This window comes from Methanobrevibacter sp. (assembly GCF_045126245.1).
In the GTDB taxonomy this organism is placed as follows: domain Archaea; phylum Methanobacteriota; class Methanobacteria; order Methanobacteriales; family Methanobacteriaceae; genus Methanocatella.
Genome location: NZ_JBGVOG010000037.1, coordinates 25,596 through 47,466, shown reverse-complemented (window position 1 = coordinate 47,466; position 21,871 = coordinate 25,596). Strand labels below are relative to the sequence as shown.

The window sequence follows — 21,871 nt, the reverse complement described above, 5'->3', positions numbered from 1 at the left end:
CAACTTAAAAGAAAAGGGGAAATTAAGGATTATCCTGGAGTGATAATCGTGGAGTTTGATGGGCTTGCCTACGACGTTTTACGTGAAGCTGTCGACAGGGGAGTTATGCCTACCGTCAAGTCAATGATAGATGGAAAGACCCACATCCTTAAGAAATGGGAAACTGATCTCTCATCACAAACAGGAGCCAGTCAGGCTGGAATCCTTCATGGGAATAATGAAAACATCACCGCTTTTAGATGGATTGAAAAAGAAAATGACAATCAGATGATGCAATGTTCAGGAGTTACAAAGGTCAAAATACTTGAAGAAAGAATATCAGATGGAAACGGATTGCTTGTTGAAAATGGCGCTAGCAGATCCAACCTATTTTCAGGCGATACCGACAATGTGATTTTCACCTTCAGCAAAATAACTGACTTGAGAAAGCTGTATAACGGCGCATGGTTTTCCATCTTTTCAAATCCAAACGATTTCGCACGTATAGTCGTACTGGTCATTGAAGACATGATTCATGAAATATACTCCCAGTTGAAACACAGGGTGTTGAACATTCAACCAAGGATTTCACGAGGAATCGCATATATCCCGACAAGAGCAGGGACAAATGTATTCATGAGAGAAATCAACACCGAAACACTGATTGGGGACATTATGGTTGGAGATATTGATGTTGCATATTCCACATATTTGGGTTATGATGAGATTGCTCACCATTCGGGAGTTCGTGACGAGGACGTATGGTTTGCCCTTAAAGGAATGGACAGACAGATAAAACGTCTGCTTGATGGAAATAAATATTCACCAAGAGAATATCAATTCGTGATACAGTCAGACCATGGCCAAACCAATGGAGCTACATTCAAACAGAGATACGGTGAATCATTCGAAGACTTTGTCAAATCCCTGCTTCCTCAGGACATGAGCATATATGCCAAAATGTCTTCAAACGAAGACCACTTTGCGGAAGTATACGTTCCGTTTTCTGATAAGATTGATTTCATTAAAAACAGGAACAAAGAAGATGAAGAAAAAGTGCTGTCAGACTCTGAAGTTATAGTTCTTGCATCAGGAAATCTTGCAATGATTTATCTAACCCAATGGAGCCACAGACTGACTTATGAGGAAATCAACAGAATGTTTCCAGAGCTGATTTATGAAATCGTCAATAATGAATACGTCGGATTTGTTTTAGTCCGATCATCTCAAAAAGGGGACATGGCAATAGGTAAAAATGGAATATATTACTTAGATGATGGTGAAATAGAAGGTAAAAATCCTCTTGAAGGTTTTGGAGACAACATCGCCCAACATTTAAAAAGAAACAGTTCATTTAAATACACTCCAGATATTTTAGTCAACAGCTTTTATGACGCTGAAAAGGACGAGGTCTGCGCCTTTGAAGAGCTGGTCGGAAGCCACGGTGGAGTTGGAGGAAGTCAATCAGAACCATTCATCTTATATCCTTCAGACTGGAATGTTCCGGATGAAGAGATTGTAGGTGCGGAAAACATCTACAGGATTCTGAAAACAAATTTGGACAATATTAAAGAAAACGCGAACTGATATGTGATTTATAAGTTAATTAAAAAAGAAATTGCTAAAAAGGATATTTATAACTTTCAGTGTAAAAAACATGAGTTATGAATATTTTTTTAAGTTAAATCTTTTTATATGAAAATTAAGTAATTTTAAGTAAAAATAGAAGAAAATTAACAATGCATTATTGTTATATAATAATATAACGCTATTATAACGGAGGTGAAAAATATGGCAATTCCTAAGGCTCCTGTAAAAAGAATTATCCAAGAAGCCGGTGCTGAAAGAGTAAGTGCTGATGCAGTTGATGCATTAGAGGAATACTTAGAAGATTATGCAGAGGAAGTCTCTAAAAAAGCAATTACCTACGCTAAATATGCAAATAGAAAAACTGTAAAAGCAGAAGATATTGCTTTAGCTATTGACACTCCAAAAGCTTCTGAATCTCCTGAGGCCCATAAACACAATCTTTTAGACGTGATTAAAGATGTATTTGATGCCGCATCTGAAGGAAAAGGCATTGAAGAAATCATTAAATCATTTAAGAAACTGGAAAAATGAGAATGAACCCGTAAAAAACTATAGTTTTTATTATTTGCAAGTTTTTCTTGCAAATTTTATTATTTTTTTATTTTGTGACCTGCATGAATTAAAAAATCCATTTAATTTACTTTTTTATATTTTTCATTTAATTTCAATTTATGCATAAATTAAAAAAATATACACAATATATAAATAAGTTATTTGACTGAAATTTGTTTAGGAAGACAGATTTTGGAAGTGTATGATATGGCCAATTTTTGTGCTAACTGCGGGACTAAATTAGGAAAAGAGGATAATTTTTGCGGTAACTGCGGAACTAAAATAGACAAATCCGATATTAAACAGAACAAAAATTTATTGGATACAGTAAGGGACTTTATAGAAAAAAAAGAAGCTGAAAAAGAAGAAGAAAAGAATAAACTAAAAACAATTGATAAAATATTTGAATCTGATGAAATCAGATCAGAAATAATAAAAAACAGTATTGAGCAAATATATGTAATTTCCATTAAAAATAGTCTAAAAAATAAGCTCATAAATAATAGAGAAACTATGAGTGATGACGAAATTAAACACTTCATAAAAACAGAATTGAAAAAGGCAATCAAAGAACAGGAAAAAGCCAGAATCGCAAAAGAAAAAGAAATGAAACGTAAAGAAAAAGAAATGAAGCGTAAAGAAAAAGAAATGAAACATAAAGAGAATGAAATGACTAATGGAGGTTACTGCAGTTTTAAATGCAAACATTTCTACGAAGAATTTTTAGACAGCGGAGGAATGATTGTTGGTGATTTTGATAGTGAAGGGATAGTTGAGTATTATTGTAATTTGGGACATTCTGTAGCCATCGGAAAATTTTGTAAAGATTATAAATGAAATGCTATTAAAACATACCCTAATGTTATAAAAATAAGTGTAGATATATGAAAACAGCGAAAATCCCTACAATTTTCAATATTACTACCTAAAATTTAATTAATTGTATAAAATAGTTATTTAAGAAATTATTTCGCAACAACAGTTACATTACCTTCATATGTGCAGCCCTTATATTTTCCATCACCATCAAAAGTAAAGTCACCATAATAGTTTCCTTTACCTGCATTTGGGAAATATTCGGCATTTTTAATTGTAAATTCTCCTTTTTCATCAGTTACTGCATCACCAAGCGCTCCGTTTTCACTGCCTGGTTTGTGGAATGTGATTGTTTTGTTAGGAACTCCTTGACTGTAAGCATCCATCAACATTCCTGAAAATGAGCCGTCTTCGTTTACTTGAGTTTCATTAAGGATAATGAAAGTAGCTACATCATTATTATATTGAAATAAAAAAACACCAATGCAAACGCAAAAAGCAACTAATAAAATTATTAAATAATAACTTTGTCTTTCCATTAGACCACCTTAATTATATATTGGAAAAGTAATCAAATAAAGTTAACTTTTTCCTTAATTCAAGTTCTAAGCAATGTGGTCCTAATCGTTTAAAATAGCTTCACGAACTTTTTCAATGGCGATTTCCTTTTTTGCAGGATATGCGGCAATTTTTATCTTAAGGTGAATTGAATCGCCAGAATCCAAAATAGTCCATTTTTCATCAAGAGCGTCTTTTTTGTCAAATCTTAAAAACCAGTTTCCCTTCTCATCAATTTTGCGCTCCAAATCATCGTTCAATTTATCCAAATCTGTCCACTCTATAAGTGTGTTAAAAAAAGTCTTTGTGTATCTTTTCTTGGATACTGTACCGGATAAAATTATTATCTTATCCTCCAACATTCCTTCGGCGTCTTCAGCTTCGATTTCCGCTTCGGGAAGAATATTTAAAATAGCTTGTGAAATTTCATCGGCACTTTCATCCTCATAAACGAAAGCGCGAAATTTAATGTTATGAATCATTTTAATCTAAAAAAAGGATTTAGAAGAAAAATTAGATTTTTCTTCTTCTAGCTTGTTCAGAGCCTTTTCCTTTAGATTTGATTCCGCGTCCTTTATTACCTGCACTGGTTAAGCCTCTGAGAGCTCTGTTAGTGTGTTTTTTGGAACAAATCCAATTGATTTTTTTATCGTTGATAATGGAAGGACTGTTTGGATCTACTAAAATTACTTCGTAGTATTTGTATCTACCGTCAGACCATACCCAGTAGGAGTTTAATACTTCTAAGTTAGGGTATTTTTTGCCAACACGTTCTTCAGCAATTCTTTGAATAGATTTTGCTTGAGTAATTTTATTTACACCCATTCTTTTAGGTTTACGACCATTGAAACGACGGGTTTTCCTTCTTCCACCACGTCTTACTCTGGTTCTTACTAAAACGAAACCTTTTTTAGCTCTGTAACCTAAACTTCTAGCTCTGTCGAGTCTAGTAGGTCTTTCAATTCTTTGAACAGCTTTTTGTTTTCTCCATTTAGGAGCTCTTTGCCACATGAGTTCACGTACGTAAGACTCATCTGGGTTTTTCCATGCTTCTCTAATATATTTATACATAAATAACACCTTTTTGTTCAGCCATTAGCGGCCACATCCAATTGGGAACTTATCCCAAAAAAAGTATTTTAGCACTGCTATAAAATAACAGTAATCAACTATTTGTTTTATGTATTTATAAATGTATCGTAAAAATCACAATTAAGATAAATATATAAACTTATTAAAAGAGATTAAATACTATGAAAATGCCTGAAGAACTAGATTCAAAACTTTTAGCCCCTTGTGGAATAAACTGCATAAGCTGTGAAAAGTTTCAAAACCCTTGTGCAGGTTGTTTGATAAGTGATGACGGTAAAAGCAAAGCTAGTTTGAAATGTAAAATCAAGACTTGTTTTGACGGCAAAAATTTCAGCTATTGCGGGCGATGCAGCGAATTTCCATGTCCATTAATGAAAAAACATTCAAAAAAATATGTCAAAAGGCATGACCTGAACACACTTGACAGTGCAAAAAGAATCAAGACTACCGGTATCGGACGCATGATGAGTGAAGACAGACAAAAATGGTTATGTCCAGAATGTGGCGGAATCATAAAATTCCAGACAAAAGCCTGTAGCGAGTGCGGATTTGAATTGATTAAATGAAAAATATGATTAATTAAATTTATAGTTTTTATTTTTCTACCTCATTTACCAATATAATCAATGAATATTATAACATCTACATTAAAGAATTTAATAATAAACCTGACTTATGTAGATGAAACAAAAATAGTATGCTAAAAATCATATTTTCTAATTTTTTAAAAAAATAAAAAAATTAAGGAGAGTATGAATCCCCTTATATTTTTACAAAAGTTTTGGTTTCGCTTGTTGCGGCATATTTGGTATTTCCGGAATATGAACTGAAAACAGAATATGCATTCACATCCAAATCAGCTACTGAAACCTTCGCCTGACCGTTAATGTCTGTTTTTATAATGCTTCTTACATTATTTATCACAATTCCCACAGTACCGCCTTTAACGACCTGGCCTGTGGCATTGTTAATCAAGGTAGCGACAATTTCATTGCTTTGTTTGTCATAAACTGTAGAAATGTATGTTGCAATCTTATTTTCTGCAGCGTATATCACTCTGACAGAGCCAAAGTACTTTGCATTTCCGGCATATGAAACGGAAGCTTTGAATGTATTCGGATCCACGTCACCTAAAGACAGCCTGACCTGACCTTGCTTATCTGTTTTTATAAGATGCTTAACATTGTTTAATACAATACCTACAGTACCGCCATATACTCCTTTGCCTGTAGCCTCATTAATCAATGTGGCGACAATTTCATTGCTTTGGCTATCGTAATAAGCAGTGATTCTGGTAGTAATCTTATTTACAGCAACAGTGAATGTTTCGCTTGCAGGGTGATACTTGGTATTTCCATTGTAGGAAACAGAAGCACTATAATTTCCAGGAGCCAAACCTGAAACTGTGACTTTAGCATTACCGTTCAAATCTGTTTTGGCCTTATAGGATTTTCCATTTATTTTAAATCCTACGGTAGCTCCCTTAACAGCCTGGCCGTTAGCGTCATTGACTAAAACTGCAGTCAACTCGACATCACCATATTCCGCAAAGATATCCTCTGAAACAAAATGGGTCCATAATTTGCCTGTAATGTCAACAGTTATGCTTGAAGGATTGTACTTGGTGCTGCCTGCATAAGAGATGGCTACGCTGGTGGTTTCCGGCGCCGCATCGGCAACAGAAACTTTAACCTGGCCAGTGTAATTTGTTTTGACAGTCTGGGACTTGCCATCGAAACTGACTGCAACATTGGATCCTCTGATAGGCTGGCCGTTAGCACCGATTAAAGAAATGTACAGTTCCTTAGTGTTGGCATTGTAAACCGCTGAAAGGTTTGTGTCAATCTTAATTCTATAGGTATAAAATGACCTGAAAACCCTTTCCTGACTGTTCAATGAACCGACGGATATGTCAATGACATTAATATCATTTATGAACTTGCTTGTATCGAAGCTGAACTGGCCAACACCATTAGTGACATTGAAGTTAACTTCCTGTTCGTATTCAGTGCCCTTATTTAAAGTGGCATACAAGTCAAATTCACAGAGGTTTGAAGCGGTTTCGCCGTCTTTTGTTAAAGTAATTGAGTATGACCCCGGAGCTTCCACAACGATTGTGTCAAATTTGATTTCATATGTCTTGATTCTTGGACACATGGTTCCGATACCGACGATTCCAGTATCGTTATTCCATGTCCTCAATGAATTGACACCATACCAGTTTGCATCTATGTGCAATTTGGCATCGTCATCCCATTCGCCAGGACCATAAATTCCACCAGGATTTGCACTCATCTCACCTAAAATCATCATACTAGGGCCTCTTGCATTTCTGTAAATTGCATTGTCTGTGATTAAAGGCTCAACAGCATCCTTTGCCAAATCATAACCTGCATTGAATCTGATTCCTTCAAGAACACTGTCGGTTATGAGGTTGCCTGTGACTACAATTCCTGTACTGCCGTTAGCATCGATGGAAATGCCCAAATGATTCCATGTAATGACATTTCCAATGATTGAGACATTGGCAGCGGAATTGTTTAAAAATATTCCATAACCTCTAGGGCCTTCTGGAACTTCCATTGTGTATAGGCCGATGGATTGTGTGATTAAATTATTTGTTATCTCAGAATCTGATACTTCAAAGCCATACTTAATACCATAATTGTTTTCTTTTAATGTATTTTCATCAATGATCAATTCTGAAGATTTTTCAGCGAATATTCCGCTTTCAAATAAGGATATTGTATTGTTTATAATTTCCACATCAACTGAATCGAAAACATTAATTCCGTATCCCGGCAATGGAATGGTACTTTCATTGTATTGCCTGCTTTTTGAGGAATCCAATTCGTTTGTAATGATATTGTTTTTGAGTTTGACGCCATTTGCATCAACATCGATTCCATCACCTGAGTTTGCAACAATGCTGAAACCGGAAATGACAGTGTTATCAGCCACCACCATGAATGCAGGAGAATGCTCTTTAGCATGAAGTGCTGTTTTTCCTTTAGGTGAAATACTTATCTCTTTTGATACGGTTAATGAGATATTCTCATATGAATTGCCTAAGAATTTTACAACATCCCCATCATCACAGCTATCCAGTATTCTTTGAATCTCGCTGTTAGGCAAACCGCTGTCCACATAAACAATATCTCCTTCGTTCAAGACTGTGATTTTATTGGTTTTGGAAACTGGACTGTATTTGTCACTGCCAGCATAAGTTGCTTTGACATCGAAAGATCCTGCCTTTGAAGCGACATTTATTCCGGCCATACCATCTGAACCAGTCACTCCACTAATATTTTTACCGCTGACTGTGAAAACAACTTTTTGATTGGCCATTGCATTGCCGTCTCCATCAGTTAAAGTGATTGTGAAATTTTGGGATGAACCTTTTGAAAATGTTTTATCATAACTTTCAATTACAGAAGTAATCCTTTTGACATTTACATATATTATGGCAGAAGTATCCTTATAGATATCAGAGCCGGTATAAGTTAATTCAACTGGATAAAGACCCTCTTTTGAAAATTTATGGCTAATTACAGCTTCACCGTTAGCATCAGTCACATCAGAATATTTTTTGCCCTCAATTTCATAGGTGAATTCCTGATTGGACAAGCTATCCCCATCACAAGTTTCCAATGCAACGGAAATCTGCGCTTCAACTTTTGGAAGAACAGTCATGTTTTGAGCAACGAATTCAGTGTCTGCTTTCGCAACTCTGATGTAGGATGAATTTGTAACGCTTTTATATATCTTACTTCCACCATATGAAGCGACCACTTCATAATCTTTTATTTCGCTTAATTGAAGTTCAATTACTACCTGTCCGTTGGAATCTGTTTTCTTTTTATACTCCACACCATCAATATTGACAACCAATAATTCATTCTTATGTATTCTGCCGTTGAAACCTTTTAAGGTTACTGTATAATTTATTTTGTCATTTGGAAGAGAATTCACAAACGGAACTACAAGTTCAACATCTTTTGATGAATATCTGACATAAATAAAGCTTGAATTTGAGCAACCGACATATTTATCGCTTCCAGGATATGTTACTGTAACTTTATAATCGGTGTTGTTATTTTTGAATGAAACCTTCAAGCTAGCTTTACCCTGTGAATCTGTAGTTACAATCTGATCGTTACCGTCCAGATTGAAAGTCACATCCTGATATGATACCATGTCGCCGGATTCATCTTTTAAGGTTATTGAATAGCTGTCTGAAATTCCCGGCACAACATAATAGTCTTCACTTTCAATGATTGTAGTCACTTTTCTGACAACAACAGTTGATTGCGCTTCACTACCAAAGTAATCAATATCATCCCCTTCAAAGGTTGCGGTTAAATCATAAGCTCCCTCTTTTGCAATTGATGCCTTGAATCTGGCATTTCCTTGCCCATCACTGCCAACCACATATCTTTGAGAATCGATTACAAAAGTGATATTTTTACCTGACAGAGCATATCCATCACTGTCTTTAAGGTTTGCAATGACATATTCTCCGGAATTCGGATATGTTGTTAAGTTAGACAATGTTAAAGTAGTCTCTTTTGTTACGCTAGGAATCTCTGAATCAGGAATATCAAAACGCTTATAAGGATTACCTGTTAAAGTCGGATTATTGCCCGGGAATGAAACAGTCAAAACATTGTCCTTTTCATTGAAATCATCAGCATAAAATCTGGCTGTTGCTGTTCCATTTTGAATTAAAACTGTTTTATAAACATCACCCTCTTGAGGTGTTGGTTTGTTATCGTTTTTATTGAGATAAAATGTCACATATACTGAGCTTAAATCCTTTGCAATGTCCCCATTCGGGTCGGCAACTGAAATTTCATATACTCCCTTATTAATTTGGGAGATATTGGATAAAGTCAATCTGTAATTGCCTGCAGACCAAAGTTTACCCCATGTGAAGAAAATAGATGGACATAACTGTTCATTTATCAGATATGAATAGCCCAAATATGCGGTGGTCATACTTATACTGTAATCGCCGTTCCCATATCCTACTGCAGTGTATTCATCATTGTCCGCATCATAGATGAAGCTTCCCTTGGAATCCTTATTATAGGTAATATGATAAATTGCCCTGTCGGTATGTCCAAAGATGTAATTATAATCTACGCTTGCCACATTTTCACCCAAACCGTCAGGACCTATGTTCCTCACGCGATAATCATACAGTATCGCATAATTACCGTTTTCCTGCAATACATTACCTTTAATAACAAGATCATCCACGTCACAGTTTATGTAGATTCCTGCACCGGATTCGCCATTCTTATTAAAAGCAATATAATTATTTAATACATTCAAACCATTTGCGGATGCCGCATCTATACCTTTTCCATTGTTATTTGTAATATTATTAGAAAATATTGTTGTTTTACTAGTCTTATCATCAATATAAATACCTGAAGCCTTATTTGATGTTATGACATTGCCTTCCAATACTGTTTGCACAGATTCTATAAGATTAACCCCAATATTTGAATTTTTTACATTAGAATTGTTTACTACAGTATCCTGTGAATTTTTAATTCTAATAGCATTTATTGGGCTGTTTACGGAAATATTTTCTATAAGAGTGTTTTTTGCATTTTCAACTCTAACTGCATCTGCACTGGCAGAACTGATTATTTCACAGTTCCTGATGATGACATCAGATGCACCCCTAATCAGCACGCCATAATCGTTTTCTCCTGACACCATATTATTGTTTATTGTAAAACCTTCAATTACAGTGCCGCTGGCTTCGGGAGCAATATAGAAAATTCCACGATAACCTGATCCCTGGGAATTGCTTGGACAAGGAGTCATTGATGTTGAAACATTACTTATAATTGTCAATGGCTTATCTACAACAAAATGACAATGAACATAGCTTTTACCTGTGATGATTATTGTATCATTGGCATTTGCATTATTAATTGCCGGCTGAATTGTAGGATCATCCATTTCATTGTGATTGTCTTCGGCATTAATAACAATGATGTTCCCCCGAAATGCTTTCTGATTACCCTCGTTAATTTTTAAAATTGAACTATCACTACCTACAGATTCATTGGAAATAGATGATATAGCATCATCAATATTGCCGGAATCTGCAGCTGAAGCGGCATTTATTCCAATAAATACCACAAAAATAGTGAATATCAATAATAATTTTTTCAATTTCATAATTAATCACTTTAATAAATCGTAAATTCGCAAATTTTTTTCGTATAATATATAATTATATTCATATCGCAATATTAATTTATTCTTTTTAACTCACCTGAAAAAATAATTAATAACTATTGTTATATTCCTATTGAATGGACATTGAAACAAACTTTAAAAAAATAAAAAAAGTTAAGGAGAGTAAAATCTCCCTTATTTTAGAATTTTAAACTATAAATCTTCACAGTCGTATGTTGATTTTACAAGAGTTACAGTTTCACTTGTTCCAGAGTATTTGGTGTTTCCGGAATATGAACTGGTTACAGTATATGCACCAGCACCTAAATCAGTAATTGCAACTCTAGCTTCACCGTTAGCATCTGTTTTAACAATGTTTTTTACACCGTTTATTTCAATACCTACAGTAGCACCTTTAATGAAATTACCTGTTGCAACATTAGTTACGGTAGCAACAATTTCACCGGTTTCTTTATCATAATATGCTGAAGCTTCGGTAGCGGTTTTATTAACTGCGCCGAATACTGCTCTTACAGATCCGAAGTATTTGGTGTTTCCTCCATATGAAACAGATACTTTAAATGAAGTTAAATCGTAACCTTCAAGAGACAATACAGCTTTACCGCCATTGCCTGATTTTACTAAAGTTTTAACTTTGTTTATAACAAAACCAACAGTACCGCCTTTGATACCTTTACCGGTAGCGTCATTAATTAAAGTAGCAACAATCTGATTATTCTCTGCATCGTAGTATGCATCAATTACAGTTTTAACTTTGCTTACTTCAACTTCAAATGTTGTATTGAAAGGAGTGAAACCTTTATCACCTGCATATGAAACTGCTGCGGTATAAGTGCCTGGAGCTAATCCAGTAAGATCAGTTGTAGCCTTACCAGTTTGATCAGTTACGGAATCGTAAGTGTTACCATTAACTTCAAATGTTACAGGAGCATCTCTGATAACATCACCTGTTTCATCATTTATTAAAACAGCCTGTAATACAACACTGGTATAATCAACGAAAAGGTCTTCAACAACAATGAAAGCAGGGTATACAGGTGTACCTGGAGCTACGTCTACAGTAGCGGTAGTGCCTAAGTAAATACCGGATTCAGCAAATGCCAAGTCAACAATTTCGGATACGCCTTTAATAACGAAGGAACCGTCAAATTCAGTTTCGACAGTACCGTTAGCATCAGCAGAAGTGTAAGAAATAGTTTCGCCAGCTATTGCTTTTCCGTAGAAGTCTTTTAAAGAACCTTTAATGGTTGAATCTCTAAGGGAAGTGATAGCTATTGTGGTAGGAACTTCTGCGGTTTTGATGGATACATCACCTTTGTCATCTCCCCATTTTTGGGTCCAGTAGGATGCAGCTCTTGCACCGTTGAGTATGTTGTTAGCGATTATAATTTCACCAGTAGGTCTGATGACATCATTGTAGGTTTCAATATATACTAAATCTACGGAAGCTAAAATAACTTTTTCAGCACCTATATCATATTTGTCTAAACCTAATACTACGTTATCAGTAATAGTGATGTTTCCGATGTTACTTTCACCACCGTGAGCAGTACTTCCTTCTAAAGCTTTAATTAATACATTAGCATTTCTTGCATAGAAAGTGTTGTTTGTGATTACAAATGAATCAGAGGATTTTTGAACACTGATGACTGGTAAGTCTTGGAAGTCTACAGTTTCACCAGTTTCACCTTCAGGACCATATACTGGGGATACAAACCATCCACAGTTGATGAAGGTGTTGTTTTTAATTAAAGTTCCTTCAGTGGATTTTCCTCCAAAGTAAATGGAAAATGCATTTAATTCGAATATGTTGTTAATGATAGTGGAATCATAAGAACCACCTGCAACTGAAACACCGTCACAGACCTGTCCTGCAAACAAACAACCGTCTACAGTGGTACCTCTGGAACTCATTACACTGATGTGGTAGGTACCTCTGTCTTTAGGTCCGTCCGGAATGTTGTTGATGAAAGTTGCACTTCCACCATAGAATTGGGAGTTTCTGATAGTTGCATAGTTTGCAGAGTTAACTCCAATAGCATTATTAAACCAATCCTGGAAAATACAATTATCAATCATCACGTTGTTTGCACCAGAATAAAGGTCAATAGCAATTCCCACTGAAGTTTTTACACTTTTACCTTTAGCATCAATCATTCCATTGTATTTGTATAAATAGTTGTCTCCATCATCAACATTTATAAATGAAATTCCTGAAAATGCAGTTCCTGATCCATCAGCCATGACTTCAAAAACACCATCAGGCATATTGGAACCATTAGCATAAATTACTGCATCTTCACCTGCGAAAGTTAATCTTTTTGTTACTTCAATACCTTTATTAAAAGTATATCCTGTATTACCTAAATCAATTATGTCACCATCTTCAGCACTTGCCATAGCATTGCTGACAGCCACATCATCATCTCCGTCAACATGGATGATTTTACCAGCGCTAAGACTACTGTCATCACCGGCAGCAACATCAGCAACATCATCAGCTGCGGATACTGCACTTACGGAAATGGCGACTAATAAAATTAAAAGACAGGATATCAATATCTTTTTATTAACCATAATCTTTTTCTCCGTTTAATTAAATTATAACTAACAATAAAAATAAACAATGAATGAAAAAAATTTTATTCGTAATATCAGTTGTGTTATATTATATCCGATATGTAATATAAATATTATCGTTTTAATTTAATTAAATAAATAGACATGATTTGATAAAAAGACTCCCACAATAAACTGATTTTTTAAAAAAAAATACCTAATGTTCAATTTTAATAAAATAACGCTGTTATTATTATTAAATAATAAAATAAAAAAATAATTTAAAAAAAAATCGATGCAAAAAGTATATTATAACGATGGAATACATATAATTAATATGGTTAAAAAATCAAAGGAGGTGAAAGAAATTAAGACGAATATAAATAAACTGTTCATCATATTTTCAATAATTTTTATTTTGGTAAATATTTCTGCAATCAGTGCTAATGAACTGGACGGCAATATTTTAACTTCTAATAATCAGTTAGAGCCATCTAATGGAAATCAGATAACCGTTACACCAGAACAGGACTTAAAGCAAGTAATTACTGATGCTGATGTTAATGATGTGATTATCTTAGAGCCTGGAACATATACAGTGCATAATGTCAATATAACCAAAAATATTACATTGCAGGGTAACGGAAATCCGAGAGACATAATCATTGATGGCGAAAAGAAGTCCCTTATCTTCCTTGTGGAAAGCCAGTCAGTTCATGCCAGATTTAACAACATCACATTTATAAATGGTGTGACAAAAGACTATGGCGGTGCAATTTCCATGTATAGCGGAAATGTATATCTAGACAACTGCCATTTCATTAACAATACTGCTTTAAAGAGTGCTGGCGGAGCAATAGCCAATTTCGGTATTGATAACGGCAATAATTACGGGGTTCCACTCAAAGACAGAAAACCTAACACCTATGCTTATTTGTTCGTGAATAATTCCGTTTTTATTAACAACCATGCTGACCACGATGGCGGTGCAATTACAACAGATTTTGCAAACACAGATATTTATAATACCTTATTTATAAATAATTCAGCAGGTCGTGATGGTGGTGCGGTAAGAATAAATCGTGAAGGTCACGGTAATGTTCAGGACTGCATTTTTATGTTTAATTCCGCAAAAGAATGGGGTGGCGCATACTACAGCTGGGTCGGAGCGTCCGTTATTGAAAGATGCGTATTTGCAAACAATACTGCAGGCACTAACGGTGGTGCAATAATGGCTTCAGCAAATATTACTATCGTTGATTCCATCATAGTCAACAACACCGGGCAGAAAACAGGAGGGGCATTATACATTCAACAACCAATGAATAAGGAAAATGCTGGATTTATTCTCAAAAATAATTTAATAACAAACAATAACTCACCTCTTGGAAAGGAGATTTATGTTAAATGGAAAGAAACCAAGTTATTATTCCCATACTTTAATGATAATGATTGGGGAGATGAAGATCCAAATGATCCTTCAATAATTGATCCGGATGGAGTAATTATAAGTAAACGCAGACCCGTATCATCAACAGTTGAATCCAACCTATTAAATGAAATGGATATGAGTTTATTGAAAAAATATGATGACATAATCAGAAATAACTTCAATATAAACCATAATGGTGAAAAAGAAGTTATTGATGGAGATACATCAAATCAAAATTTAATTCCTATAAGCTCCAATAACCAAACTGCAAGCAATGCTATTTCTAACAGTTCATCACAACAATTCACATCAAGCGATGTCGTGATGGGAAATTCAACAACTGTCGGAACATATAAAAACGCTTATGAATTGAATGAAAAAAATTCAGTAGTAAAAGAAGCTTCCGCACATATTGAATACTTCTTGGCACTATCAGTCATCGTATTCTTGGCATTGATTATTGGTTATAGGACAAAAAGCGAGGAGTAAATAGTTTTACTATTTACCCAACTTATTTTTTTTTAATTTTTTATCTTACTGTTTAAATCCCGAGCCATCAGATAATAATAAATATAAAAACCAAACCAGAAAACCACTCCAAACACCAAAGCTATTAAAACCCATACAATTACAGGTTCCCAGCCTAAATCGATAGGCATCCACTTCAGATATATGGCTATTATGAACAGTACACCCATTCCAATACCCATTTGGAAAATCACTTGTAAAGGTAGTGCTATATCATCCCTATCATATATCATTCCGCTTAATGAAAATGCCCATCCTGCAACGATTGATCCGAAAAATGCATTAATAATATCTGTTCCACTAAATCTGATTACTGACGGACCGACATTATATGAAATCAGGACCGCTACAAGAAGCACAATAAAGCAGCCGACAAAAGCCCCCAAAGCAAGTTTTTCAATTATATCAACAAACTTCATTTAATCACCTACAAATCCAAAGCCTCTTTAAAACCCGGCAAATATTTTCTAGATATATTATCTTTCAAACCGTTTTTAAGCTCAATGAACATCATCCCCTTAAGGGACGGAGCCACCCTTTCAATTTTTTTCAAATTAACGATAGTTGTCTTTGAAATACGTACAAATGATTGGTTTAAACCTTCTTCAATTTGATATAATGGTTTTTTGATTAGATACTCATTGCCCTGAGTGTAAACCTTAACCTGTTTATTTTCAACCCGGAACATGAAAACATCCTGAAGCTCTAAAAGAGTAATGTCTGATCCTTTTTTTACGGCCAGCATATCATTTGACTCTTCACTTTCCAAAATTGATATCGCTTTTGTGACGTTATCAGTCAACTCATTTGTGTGAATATCCGCATGGGGTTCATCTATATCTCTTGAAACAAACAAATTCACTTTCATAATCTATTTTCCCAATTTTTCCATTTCTTCCTGAATTTTACGTTCTCTGTAATCTTCGTTAAACTTATCAACAAATACAAATGCTTTTAAAAATTTCACAAACACTCCAATTCCCCAGAAAAATAGTGGAAATGCCACCCACCAGAATTCAGGAGTGTATAACCAATTGATTACAAACAGTATTGAATTAACAATTACATAAATAATAAAATCCACATAAAATCTAATCTTTGCATCTACCCTTTCTTCCGCTCTTGATCTTAAACTGTCAGACATCTTATTCACCCATTTTTGAAAGTTCTTCTTGAATTTTGCGTTCCCTGTAATTTATACCCATAATATCTTCAAATGAGTATGCTTCAAAAAAATCAGATAAAACACCGATTCCCCAGAAAAACATAACGAAAACCAATAACCAAAAGCTTTTTAGAAACACAAAGGATACTATGGCCAATATTACATTTACAATCAGATATTTATATAAGTTTTCTTCAAATTTGATTTTTGCATCAGCTCTCTTTTCTGCAACTTCTCTTAAATCCATTATATCACCGTAATCATTCGATAATATAACTTAGTAAAAGTCTATATAAATGGCTATTTGGCGATGCCTCCAAGATGCAGAAATTGTTGATTGAAATGCAAAAAATAGTGGTTAAAAATAAAAAGTTGAGTAGCTATAATACAGCTACCAAGAAATATAAAATAGAAGTCAAGGCAGGAACTGTCAAATTATCGATTCCACCATAACTTAAAGCTTCACATACGGTTGCAACAGCTGAAATAAGTATAATGTAAACAATATTGAATTCAGGCATTGCACATCCGATTGAAGCGAAAACCATCCACACAAATACGCTCATTACAGTTGTAATGACGAACATGGTGAGTGATCCTTCGACAGACTTTTGACCGCCGAATACTGTGTATTTAAGTTTTCCGAATTTCTGACCGATTAAAGCTGCGAATCCATCACCGTACACCATAGGTACAATAGCTAGTGCAACAATCCAAATATAAAATTTAGGGTCGTTTGCAGGAGCAATAAGTGTGAATATTATAATTAGAATTGTCCAAATAGCAGCATAGAAAAATAGTCCTAATGCATGGCCGGATTCAGTTATACTGTTTTCTATTTTAATTGGTGAGTATTCAGTCAGAAGGAAAGTTCCGATTGATGCTGGCAATGTCAATCCCAAAACCATTACCCAAGTACTTGAAAAGAATGGCATGGCAAATATCATGTTACCTACCATAATATGTAAAACCTTACGTGAAACTTCAGGCCGTGTATTTAAAACAAATTCGGATACTATGAAAATGAGAATTACATAGATATATACCACAATTAATGCAAGGATGTCTGTGAATATCATTCTTTATCATACTCCCCATATTCACAACCTGCATTTTCCATTTTAACATGGTCGATTAGGGTTCCGTCCTTTTTGTATAGTTTGATTTCACCCCAACCGTTTCCACCATTCCATAAACGGTTGTGTAGTTTTTTACCATTTGGAGCTTCATAGTTGAATAACATCATTTCATCACGTTTACAGTAAAGTACCATTTCCATTCTGGAATTTCTGTTGCTTGCATTTACTCTCCATGTATGTACGTCTTCACCTTCCTCAAAGTCAAAGTCGATTTTGACCAAATTCCAGAATCTTGCAAAGTTGTATTCATACATTTTTCCTTCATAGTAAAATCCAATCAATAATTTACGAGGAATTGAAATACCGAAAGCTTTCGGCTTACCCCCGCCCGCTTCAAATGCGGAGTTCTCTAATTTTTTACCTGTTATGAGGCTTGTTAAGTTACATGATGAAATCCAGAGCCATGGGGATGTAAAGTCTCCACCCCAATTTTTGTCTGCATAACCGTAGGATTTTTCAGGAATCACTTCATACTCTTCCCCATCAAGCCAGACGGTTCCGCTGTATTGGGTTTTGATTCCTTCTGCATGCCAGAACATTTCAAAGGAGTTTAATTTTCTAAACAATGAATTTGCTCCATAACCGACATTAAAAGTGATTTGCTTATCAATGTCCAAATCCCACATCATATCTCCAGCATCACACATGTATTCAGGGTGATTTTCAGCATCTTCCTCAGATACTCGGCAAAATCCTTGCATATGTGTTTCTGTTAGGCTGCAATCTCCAACACTGATGTTCAGCTCATCATCAGGGCAATCAAAATACTTCATTGAGTAGAAGTTATGAATCTGTTTTGGATTTTTACCCCAACATCCCACCTTCATCATGAAATAAGATGGTTTTTTGCCTAAACGTTGATTTTCCGGGTCTTGACCTAATGTAGGTTCTTCTTCAGCTAATGCAGGGTTGCAAACAAAATATTCAATGAAAAAAGGTTTTGCTTCACCTGTTTTTTTATTATATCCTGTAAAGGAATGCCACCACCAGTCATAACCTTTTTTGGCAAGCGGGCCTTTAAGCATATAATAATCTCTTTTTAAATCACTTTTGTTCATATTCATCCTCCAAAGGTAATATGATAATAAGTTTGTTTTAAATATATTAAATAAGTTTAGGTTTTTTAGCCGATATTCTTCAAAAAAAGCATTATAAAATAACTTTATGAACTAAGTTCAACAGTTAATAATTTTAAAATAATAATAAAAAAAATAAGTTATGAGATTAATCTTATTAATCTCTTAAGTTGTTAATAATCTGTTAGGAGACTATTTGCCGGAATATGCAAAATAACCGCCTGCCACGAACTGAGCCACAAGGCCTTCAGCTGACGGGTATGCACAGTATTTTGAATTCTGGCTCTTCAACCATGACCCCACATCAACAATTGTCGGATCGGTTGGGCTGAAATCATCGTCCCATGCTCTATGAGCAGTATAACCAGTGAAATCACCATACCTATATGGTGCCATTCCCTGAGGATTGGTCCAATCCCTGGTGTCCCACATAATCACCAATTGAACATCTTTTCTTTCCAAAGTACGCTGTATTGATGATGAATATGCTTCACGGACGGTTCCTGCACAAAAACCGTTGTACATGGTTATATAAACATAGTCGTCATAAACATTGAAATAGTCATAGTAGTGATAGCCAGGACCTGTTCCGCTAACATAAACTTCCCAACCTAATTTCCTAAGCAAATTGGCAACGGCATTTTTCATGTCATCACTGCCTGAATCTGTATTAATCCAAGCTTTTTTAGCTTTCTTTCCATAAGGATTTGTAGATTCAGTAACTTTAACGGATTTTGAATAGATTTTAGAAGTATAGTGTCCGTCGCCGGCAAACTCAACGGTAATATCGAATGTGCCCATCTTATCATAAGTCAATTCAAAATAGCAATAACCTTTGCTGTCGGTAGTTCCGGTCAACTTCTTGCCGTTGAAAGTGAGGGTTATCTTCTTGTTTGCCAAAGCATTTCCATGACTGTCCTTAAGAAGTACAGGATACTTGTAGCCGAAATAGATTTTATCTAAAGGAATGTCCTTATCTTCTAGAACAAAATTAACACCCTCTTTATTAACAGTAACAGTCCTATAATTTTGGCTTAAATTAGGATAATAATACTTGTCACCTGCAAACTCAAGAGTAACACCATAAGAACCGACTTTATCCGCTTTTATATTAAAATAGCAATAGCCTTTGCTATCAGTAGTTCCTGTCAGCTTTTGGCCATTGAAAGTAAGACTGATCTTTTTATTTGCCAAAGCCTTACCGTCACTGTCTCTGAGAAGAACAGGATAACTGTAACCACCGGAAATATCCTCTAAATTAAGAGTCCTGTCCGGAGCGACAAAAGTAACGTTTTTCATAACAATTACTTCAACAGTCCTGAAATTGGAACATGATTTTGAATTGCAGTACCTATCACCGGCAAACTTAAGAGAAACACCATATAATCCTGCTTTACTAGCGGTTATGTTGAAATAACAGTTGCCGTTACTATTAGTTGTTCCTGTTAATGTTTTGCCATTGAAAGTAAGGGTAATCTGTTTTTTAGCCAAAGCATTGCCGTCACTATCTTTAAGACTAACAGAATACTTATAACCTCCGGAAATATCATCCAAATAAACAGACTTGTCCTTAGCAACAAATTCAACATCCCATTTAATGACATTTACTGTTTTGAAGTGGAGTTCATTCTTAGAATAATAATATCTGTCCCCTTCAAAATTAAGAGTGATAGGGTATGAACCTGCCCTGTTAACAGTTATGTCAAAATAGCAGTACCCTCTACTATTGGTTGTACCGATATACTTTATGCCGTTGAAAATAAGGCTGATCTGCTTTTTGGCCAAAGCATTGCCGTCACTGTCCTTAAGAAGAACAGGATAACTGTAACCACTTGAAATGTCTTCCACATGAATTGTTCTGTCCGGAGCAATGAAAGTGACATTTTTCCTTTCTATAACTTCAACAGTTTTAAAGTTTGAACATGATTTTCCATAATAATACTGATCACCGTCGAACCTAAGGTTAACACCATAAGATCCGGCCTTATCAGCGGATATTGTGAAATAACAATAACCTCGGTTATCAGTTGTTCCGACTAGTTTTTTACCGTTGAAAGTTAAGGTAACCTGTTTTTTGGATAATGCGTTGCCTTCGCTATCCCTAAGGATTACAGGATAACTGTAGCCGGCAGCAATATCCTCCAAATAAAGAGTTCTGTCCGGAGCAACAAAATTTACTTCATTTTTAATGATCTTAATGTTTCCAACCTGGGAAACTCCCTTATAATCTGCATCACCTTTAAATGTAACCTTAACATCAAAGTTGCCTGAAGTATCTGCAGTCAATTTAGTAGTAGCCCATCCATTGGAATTTGTAATTTCAGTAGAAGTTTTTCCATTAAAATCAAAAGACACCGCCTTACCGGATAAAGGATTACCATTTATATCCCTGAGAATAATCTGATAATCATAACCTGAAACAGCATCCTCAATATTAATGGTTCTACTAGGAGTAATAAGTTTGGTTGAAACAGCACCATCGCCAAGAGATGTGTCATCCAAACCGTTATAATTAAGAACATTCATTTGTGAATCATCGAAAATACCCAGTATTTCAGAATTTGATTCATTACTTTGAATTATATTATCATATGAAGTCGAAACTTCACTGATACTTGAATCACTAGCAGTAAACGTATTATCAGCAGCAGTTTCTTGTGCACTCACACAAGTAATGCTCAATAATACCAACAATATTAAGCTAATGAAAATTATTTTATTTTTAATTTTCATACTTACACCAAATTATAATAAAATAAACATGATAAGAATTTTTAAAAAATTTTCCATATAAACTTCATAAATCTACAGCCATGAACATTTTTTTCTATAAATTCTCAGACTTCTTAATTTGACTGTATAACTAACTTTTTTTAATATCTTTAACATTCAAGACATTTAAATGTTTTGGATAAAAAAACTTAAAATCAATGGTAAAAATCCAAAAAAAGCCCTATTTATTGCTAAAAACTAAAATAGTTCACTTGATTTTTATTAATTAAAAATTAATACTCTTAAATTATTAATTACTCTTCTTGAACAACATATATTCAATAAACATGAATGTCGGAAATGTCATTTATATAATAACATGAAAAAATAAAGATGCAAACATTAATAAAACCATATGATGGTCAAATCAAAAAAACAAAAATTCATAGAG

At 34.6% G+C, this 21,871-nt stretch carries 17 protein-coding genes; 5 read left to right on the top strand and 12 right to left on the bottom strand.

Annotated features, from left to right (window positions below):
• The 3 genes from ACJMLZ_RS03105 to ACJMLZ_RS03095 form a co-directional block, all read left to right on the top strand.
• Nucleotides 1-1,566: alkaline phosphatase family protein (locus ACJMLZ_RS03105; protein ID WP_405303908.1), on the top strand; the 1,566-nt coding region annotated here is incomplete at its 5' end.
• A 204-nt stretch (nt 1,567-1,770) separates the two neighbouring features.
• Nucleotides 1,771-2,100: a histone family protein gene (locus ACJMLZ_RS03100; RefSeq protein ID WP_405303907.1), complete on the top strand. Its 330-nt coding sequence runs from the start codon at nt 1,771-1,773 to the stop codon at nt 2,098-2,100.
• A gap of 183 nt (nt 2,101-2,283) precedes the next feature.
• A complete protein-coding gene (locus ACJMLZ_RS03095) occupies nt 2,284-2,958 on the top strand; it encodes a zinc ribbon domain-containing protein (RefSeq protein WP_405303906.1) in 675 nt (224 codons plus the stop codon).
• A gap of 128 nt (nt 2,959-3,086) precedes the next feature.
• Here ACJMLZ_RS03095 and ACJMLZ_RS03090 read toward each other — a convergent pair whose 3' ends face one another.
• The 3 genes from ACJMLZ_RS03090 to ACJMLZ_RS03080 form a co-directional block, all read right to left on the bottom strand.
• Complete coding sequence (locus ACJMLZ_RS03090; RefSeq protein WP_405303905.1) at nt 3,087-3,476, bottom strand: hypothetical protein; 390 nt, start codon at nt 3,474-3,476, stop codon at nt 3,087-3,089.
• 81 nt (nt 3,477-3,557) lie between these two features.
• The gene (locus ACJMLZ_RS03085) at nt 3,558-3,977 is read right to left on the bottom strand and encodes an RNA-binding protein (RefSeq protein WP_405303904.1); all 420 of its coding nucleotides are present in this window, start codon (nt 3,975-3,977) and stop codon (nt 3,558-3,560) included.
• A gap of 31 nt (nt 3,978-4,008) precedes the next feature.
• The gene (locus tag ACJMLZ_RS03080) at nt 4,009-4,566 is read right to left on the bottom strand and encodes a 50S ribosomal protein L15e (RefSeq protein ID WP_405303903.1); all 558 of its coding nucleotides are present in this window, start codon (nt 4,564-4,566) and stop codon (nt 4,009-4,011) included.
• A gap of 182 nt (nt 4,567-4,748) precedes the next feature.
• Here ACJMLZ_RS03080 and ACJMLZ_RS03075 point away from each other — a divergent pair, with 182 nt between their 5' ends.
• The gene (locus ACJMLZ_RS03075; RefSeq protein WP_405303902.1) at nt 4,749-5,153 is read left to right on the top strand and encodes a DUF3795 domain-containing protein; all 405 of its coding nucleotides are present in this window, start codon (nt 4,749-4,751) and stop codon (nt 5,151-5,153) included.
• 196 nt (nt 5,154-5,349) lie between these two features.
• Here ACJMLZ_RS03075 and ACJMLZ_RS03070 read toward each other — a convergent pair whose 3' ends face one another.
• Nucleotides 5,350-10,788: a right-handed parallel beta-helix repeat-containing protein gene (locus ACJMLZ_RS03070; protein ID WP_405303901.1), complete on the bottom strand. Its 5,439-nt coding sequence runs from the start codon at nt 10,786-10,788 to the stop codon at nt 5,350-5,352.
• 213 nt (nt 10,789-11,001) lie between these two features.
• Entirely contained in the window at nt 11,002-13,386 is a 2,385-nt protein-coding gene (locus tag ACJMLZ_RS03065) for a right-handed parallel beta-helix repeat-containing protein (RefSeq protein ID WP_405303900.1), read from the bottom strand.
• Between the two features lie 400 nt (nt 13,387-13,786).
• On the opposite strand from ACJMLZ_RS03065, the gene ACJMLZ_RS03060 reads away from it, so the two are divergent.
• Entirely contained in the window at nt 13,787-15,289 is a 1,503-nt protein-coding gene (locus tag ACJMLZ_RS03060; RefSeq protein ID WP_405303899.1) for a hypothetical protein, read from the top strand.
• A gap of 32 nt (nt 15,290-15,321) precedes the next feature.
• Here the strand turns inward: ACJMLZ_RS03060 and ACJMLZ_RS03055 are convergent, their stop codons facing one another.
• From ACJMLZ_RS03055 to ACJMLZ_RS03025, 7 genes are all read right to left on the bottom strand, one after another.
• Nucleotides 15,322-15,747 carry a DUF3021 domain-containing protein gene (locus tag ACJMLZ_RS03055; protein ID WP_405303898.1) on the bottom strand — a complete coding sequence of 142 codons (426 nt, stop codon included), beginning with the start codon at nt 15,745-15,747 and terminating at the stop codon, nt 15,322-15,324.
• A gap of 8 nt (nt 15,748-15,755) precedes the next feature.
• Nucleotides 15,756-16,196: a LytTR family DNA-binding domain-containing protein gene (locus ACJMLZ_RS03050; RefSeq protein WP_405303897.1), complete on the bottom strand. Its 441-nt coding sequence runs from the start codon at nt 16,194-16,196 to the stop codon at nt 15,756-15,758.
• A 3-nt stretch (nt 16,197-16,199) separates the two neighbouring features.
• The gene (locus tag ACJMLZ_RS03045) at nt 16,200-16,472 is read right to left on the bottom strand and encodes a 2TM domain-containing protein (RefSeq protein ID WP_405303896.1); all 273 of its coding nucleotides are present in this window, start codon (nt 16,470-16,472) and stop codon (nt 16,200-16,202) included.
• A 1-nt stretch (nt 16,473) separates the two neighbouring features.
• On the bottom strand, nt 16,474-16,740 hold the full coding sequence (locus tag ACJMLZ_RS03040) for a 2TM domain-containing protein (protein WP_405303895.1): 267 nt from the start codon (nt 16,738-16,740) through the stop codon (nt 16,474-16,476).
• Between the two features lie 133 nt (nt 16,741-16,873).
• Entirely contained in the window at nt 16,874-17,572 is a 699-nt protein-coding gene (locus ACJMLZ_RS03035; RefSeq protein WP_405303894.1) for a diacylglycerol/polyprenol kinase family protein, read from the bottom strand.
• Nucleotides 17,569-18,690 (bottom strand): tocopherol cyclase family protein, encoded by a 1,122-nt coding sequence (locus tag ACJMLZ_RS03030; RefSeq protein ID WP_405303893.1) that lies wholly within the window; start codon nt 18,688-18,690, stop codon nt 17,569-17,571. The genes ACJMLZ_RS03035 and ACJMLZ_RS03030 overlap by 4 nt, the downstream gene beginning before the upstream one ends.
• A 210-nt stretch (nt 18,691-18,900) precedes the next feature.
• Nucleotides 18,901-21,441: an Ig-like domain-containing protein gene (locus ACJMLZ_RS03025; RefSeq protein WP_405303892.1), complete on the bottom strand. Its 2,541-nt coding sequence runs from the start codon at nt 21,439-21,441 to the stop codon at nt 18,901-18,903.
• Nucleotides 21,442-21,871 lie beyond the last annotated feature (430 nt).

Excerpts from the sequence above, each read along its gene's own strand:
- ACJMLZ_RS03100 (WP_405303907.1), top strand. The coding sequence starts at position 1,771 with ATGGCAATTCCTAAGGCTCCTGTAAAAAGAATTATCCAAGAAGCCGGT.
- ACJMLZ_RS03090 (WP_405303905.1), bottom strand. The coding sequence starts at position 3,476 with ATGGAAAGACAAAGTTATTATTTAATAATTTTATTAGTTGCTTTTTGC.
- ACJMLZ_RS03085 (WP_405303904.1), bottom strand. The coding sequence starts at position 3,977 with ATGATTCATAACATTAAATTTCGCGCTTTCGTTTATGAGGATGAAAGT.
- ACJMLZ_RS03080 (WP_405303903.1), bottom strand. The coding sequence starts at position 4,566 with ATGTATAAATATATTAGAGAAGCATGGAAAAACCCAGATGAGTCTTAC.
- ACJMLZ_RS03075 (WP_405303902.1), top strand. The coding sequence starts at position 4,749 with ATGAAAATGCCTGAAGAACTAGATTCAAAACTTTTAGCCCCTTGTGGA.
- ACJMLZ_RS03070 (WP_405303901.1), bottom strand. The coding sequence starts at position 10,788 with ATGAAATTGAAAAAATTATTATTGATATTCACTATTTTTGTGGTATTT.
- ACJMLZ_RS03065 (WP_405303900.1), bottom strand. The coding sequence starts at position 13,386 with ATGGTTAATAAAAAGATATTGATATCCTGTCTTTTAATTTTATTAGTC.
- ACJMLZ_RS03055 (WP_405303898.1), bottom strand. The coding sequence starts at position 15,747 with ATGAAGTTTGTTGATATAATTGAAAAACTTGCTTTGGGGGCTTTTGTC.
- ACJMLZ_RS03050 (WP_405303897.1), bottom strand. The coding sequence starts at position 16,196 with ATGAAAGTGAATTTGTTTGTTTCAAGAGATATAGATGAACCCCATGCG.
- ACJMLZ_RS03045 (WP_405303896.1), bottom strand. The coding sequence starts at position 16,472 with ATGTCTGACAGTTTAAGATCAAGAGCGGAAGAAAGGGTAGATGCAAAG.
- ACJMLZ_RS03040 (WP_405303895.1), bottom strand. The coding sequence starts at position 16,740 with ATGGATTTAAGAGAAGTTGCAGAAAAGAGAGCTGATGCAAAAATCAAA.
- ACJMLZ_RS03035 (WP_405303894.1), bottom strand. The coding sequence starts at position 17,572 with ATGATATTCACAGACATCCTTGCATTAATTGTGGTATATATCTATGTA.
- ACJMLZ_RS03030 (WP_405303893.1), bottom strand. The coding sequence starts at position 18,690 with ATGAACAAAAGTGATTTAAAAAGAGATTATTATATGCTTAAAGGCCCG.
- ACJMLZ_RS03025 (WP_405303892.1), bottom strand. The coding sequence starts at position 21,441 with ATGAAAATTAAAAATAAAATAATTTTCATTAGCTTAATATTGTTGGTA.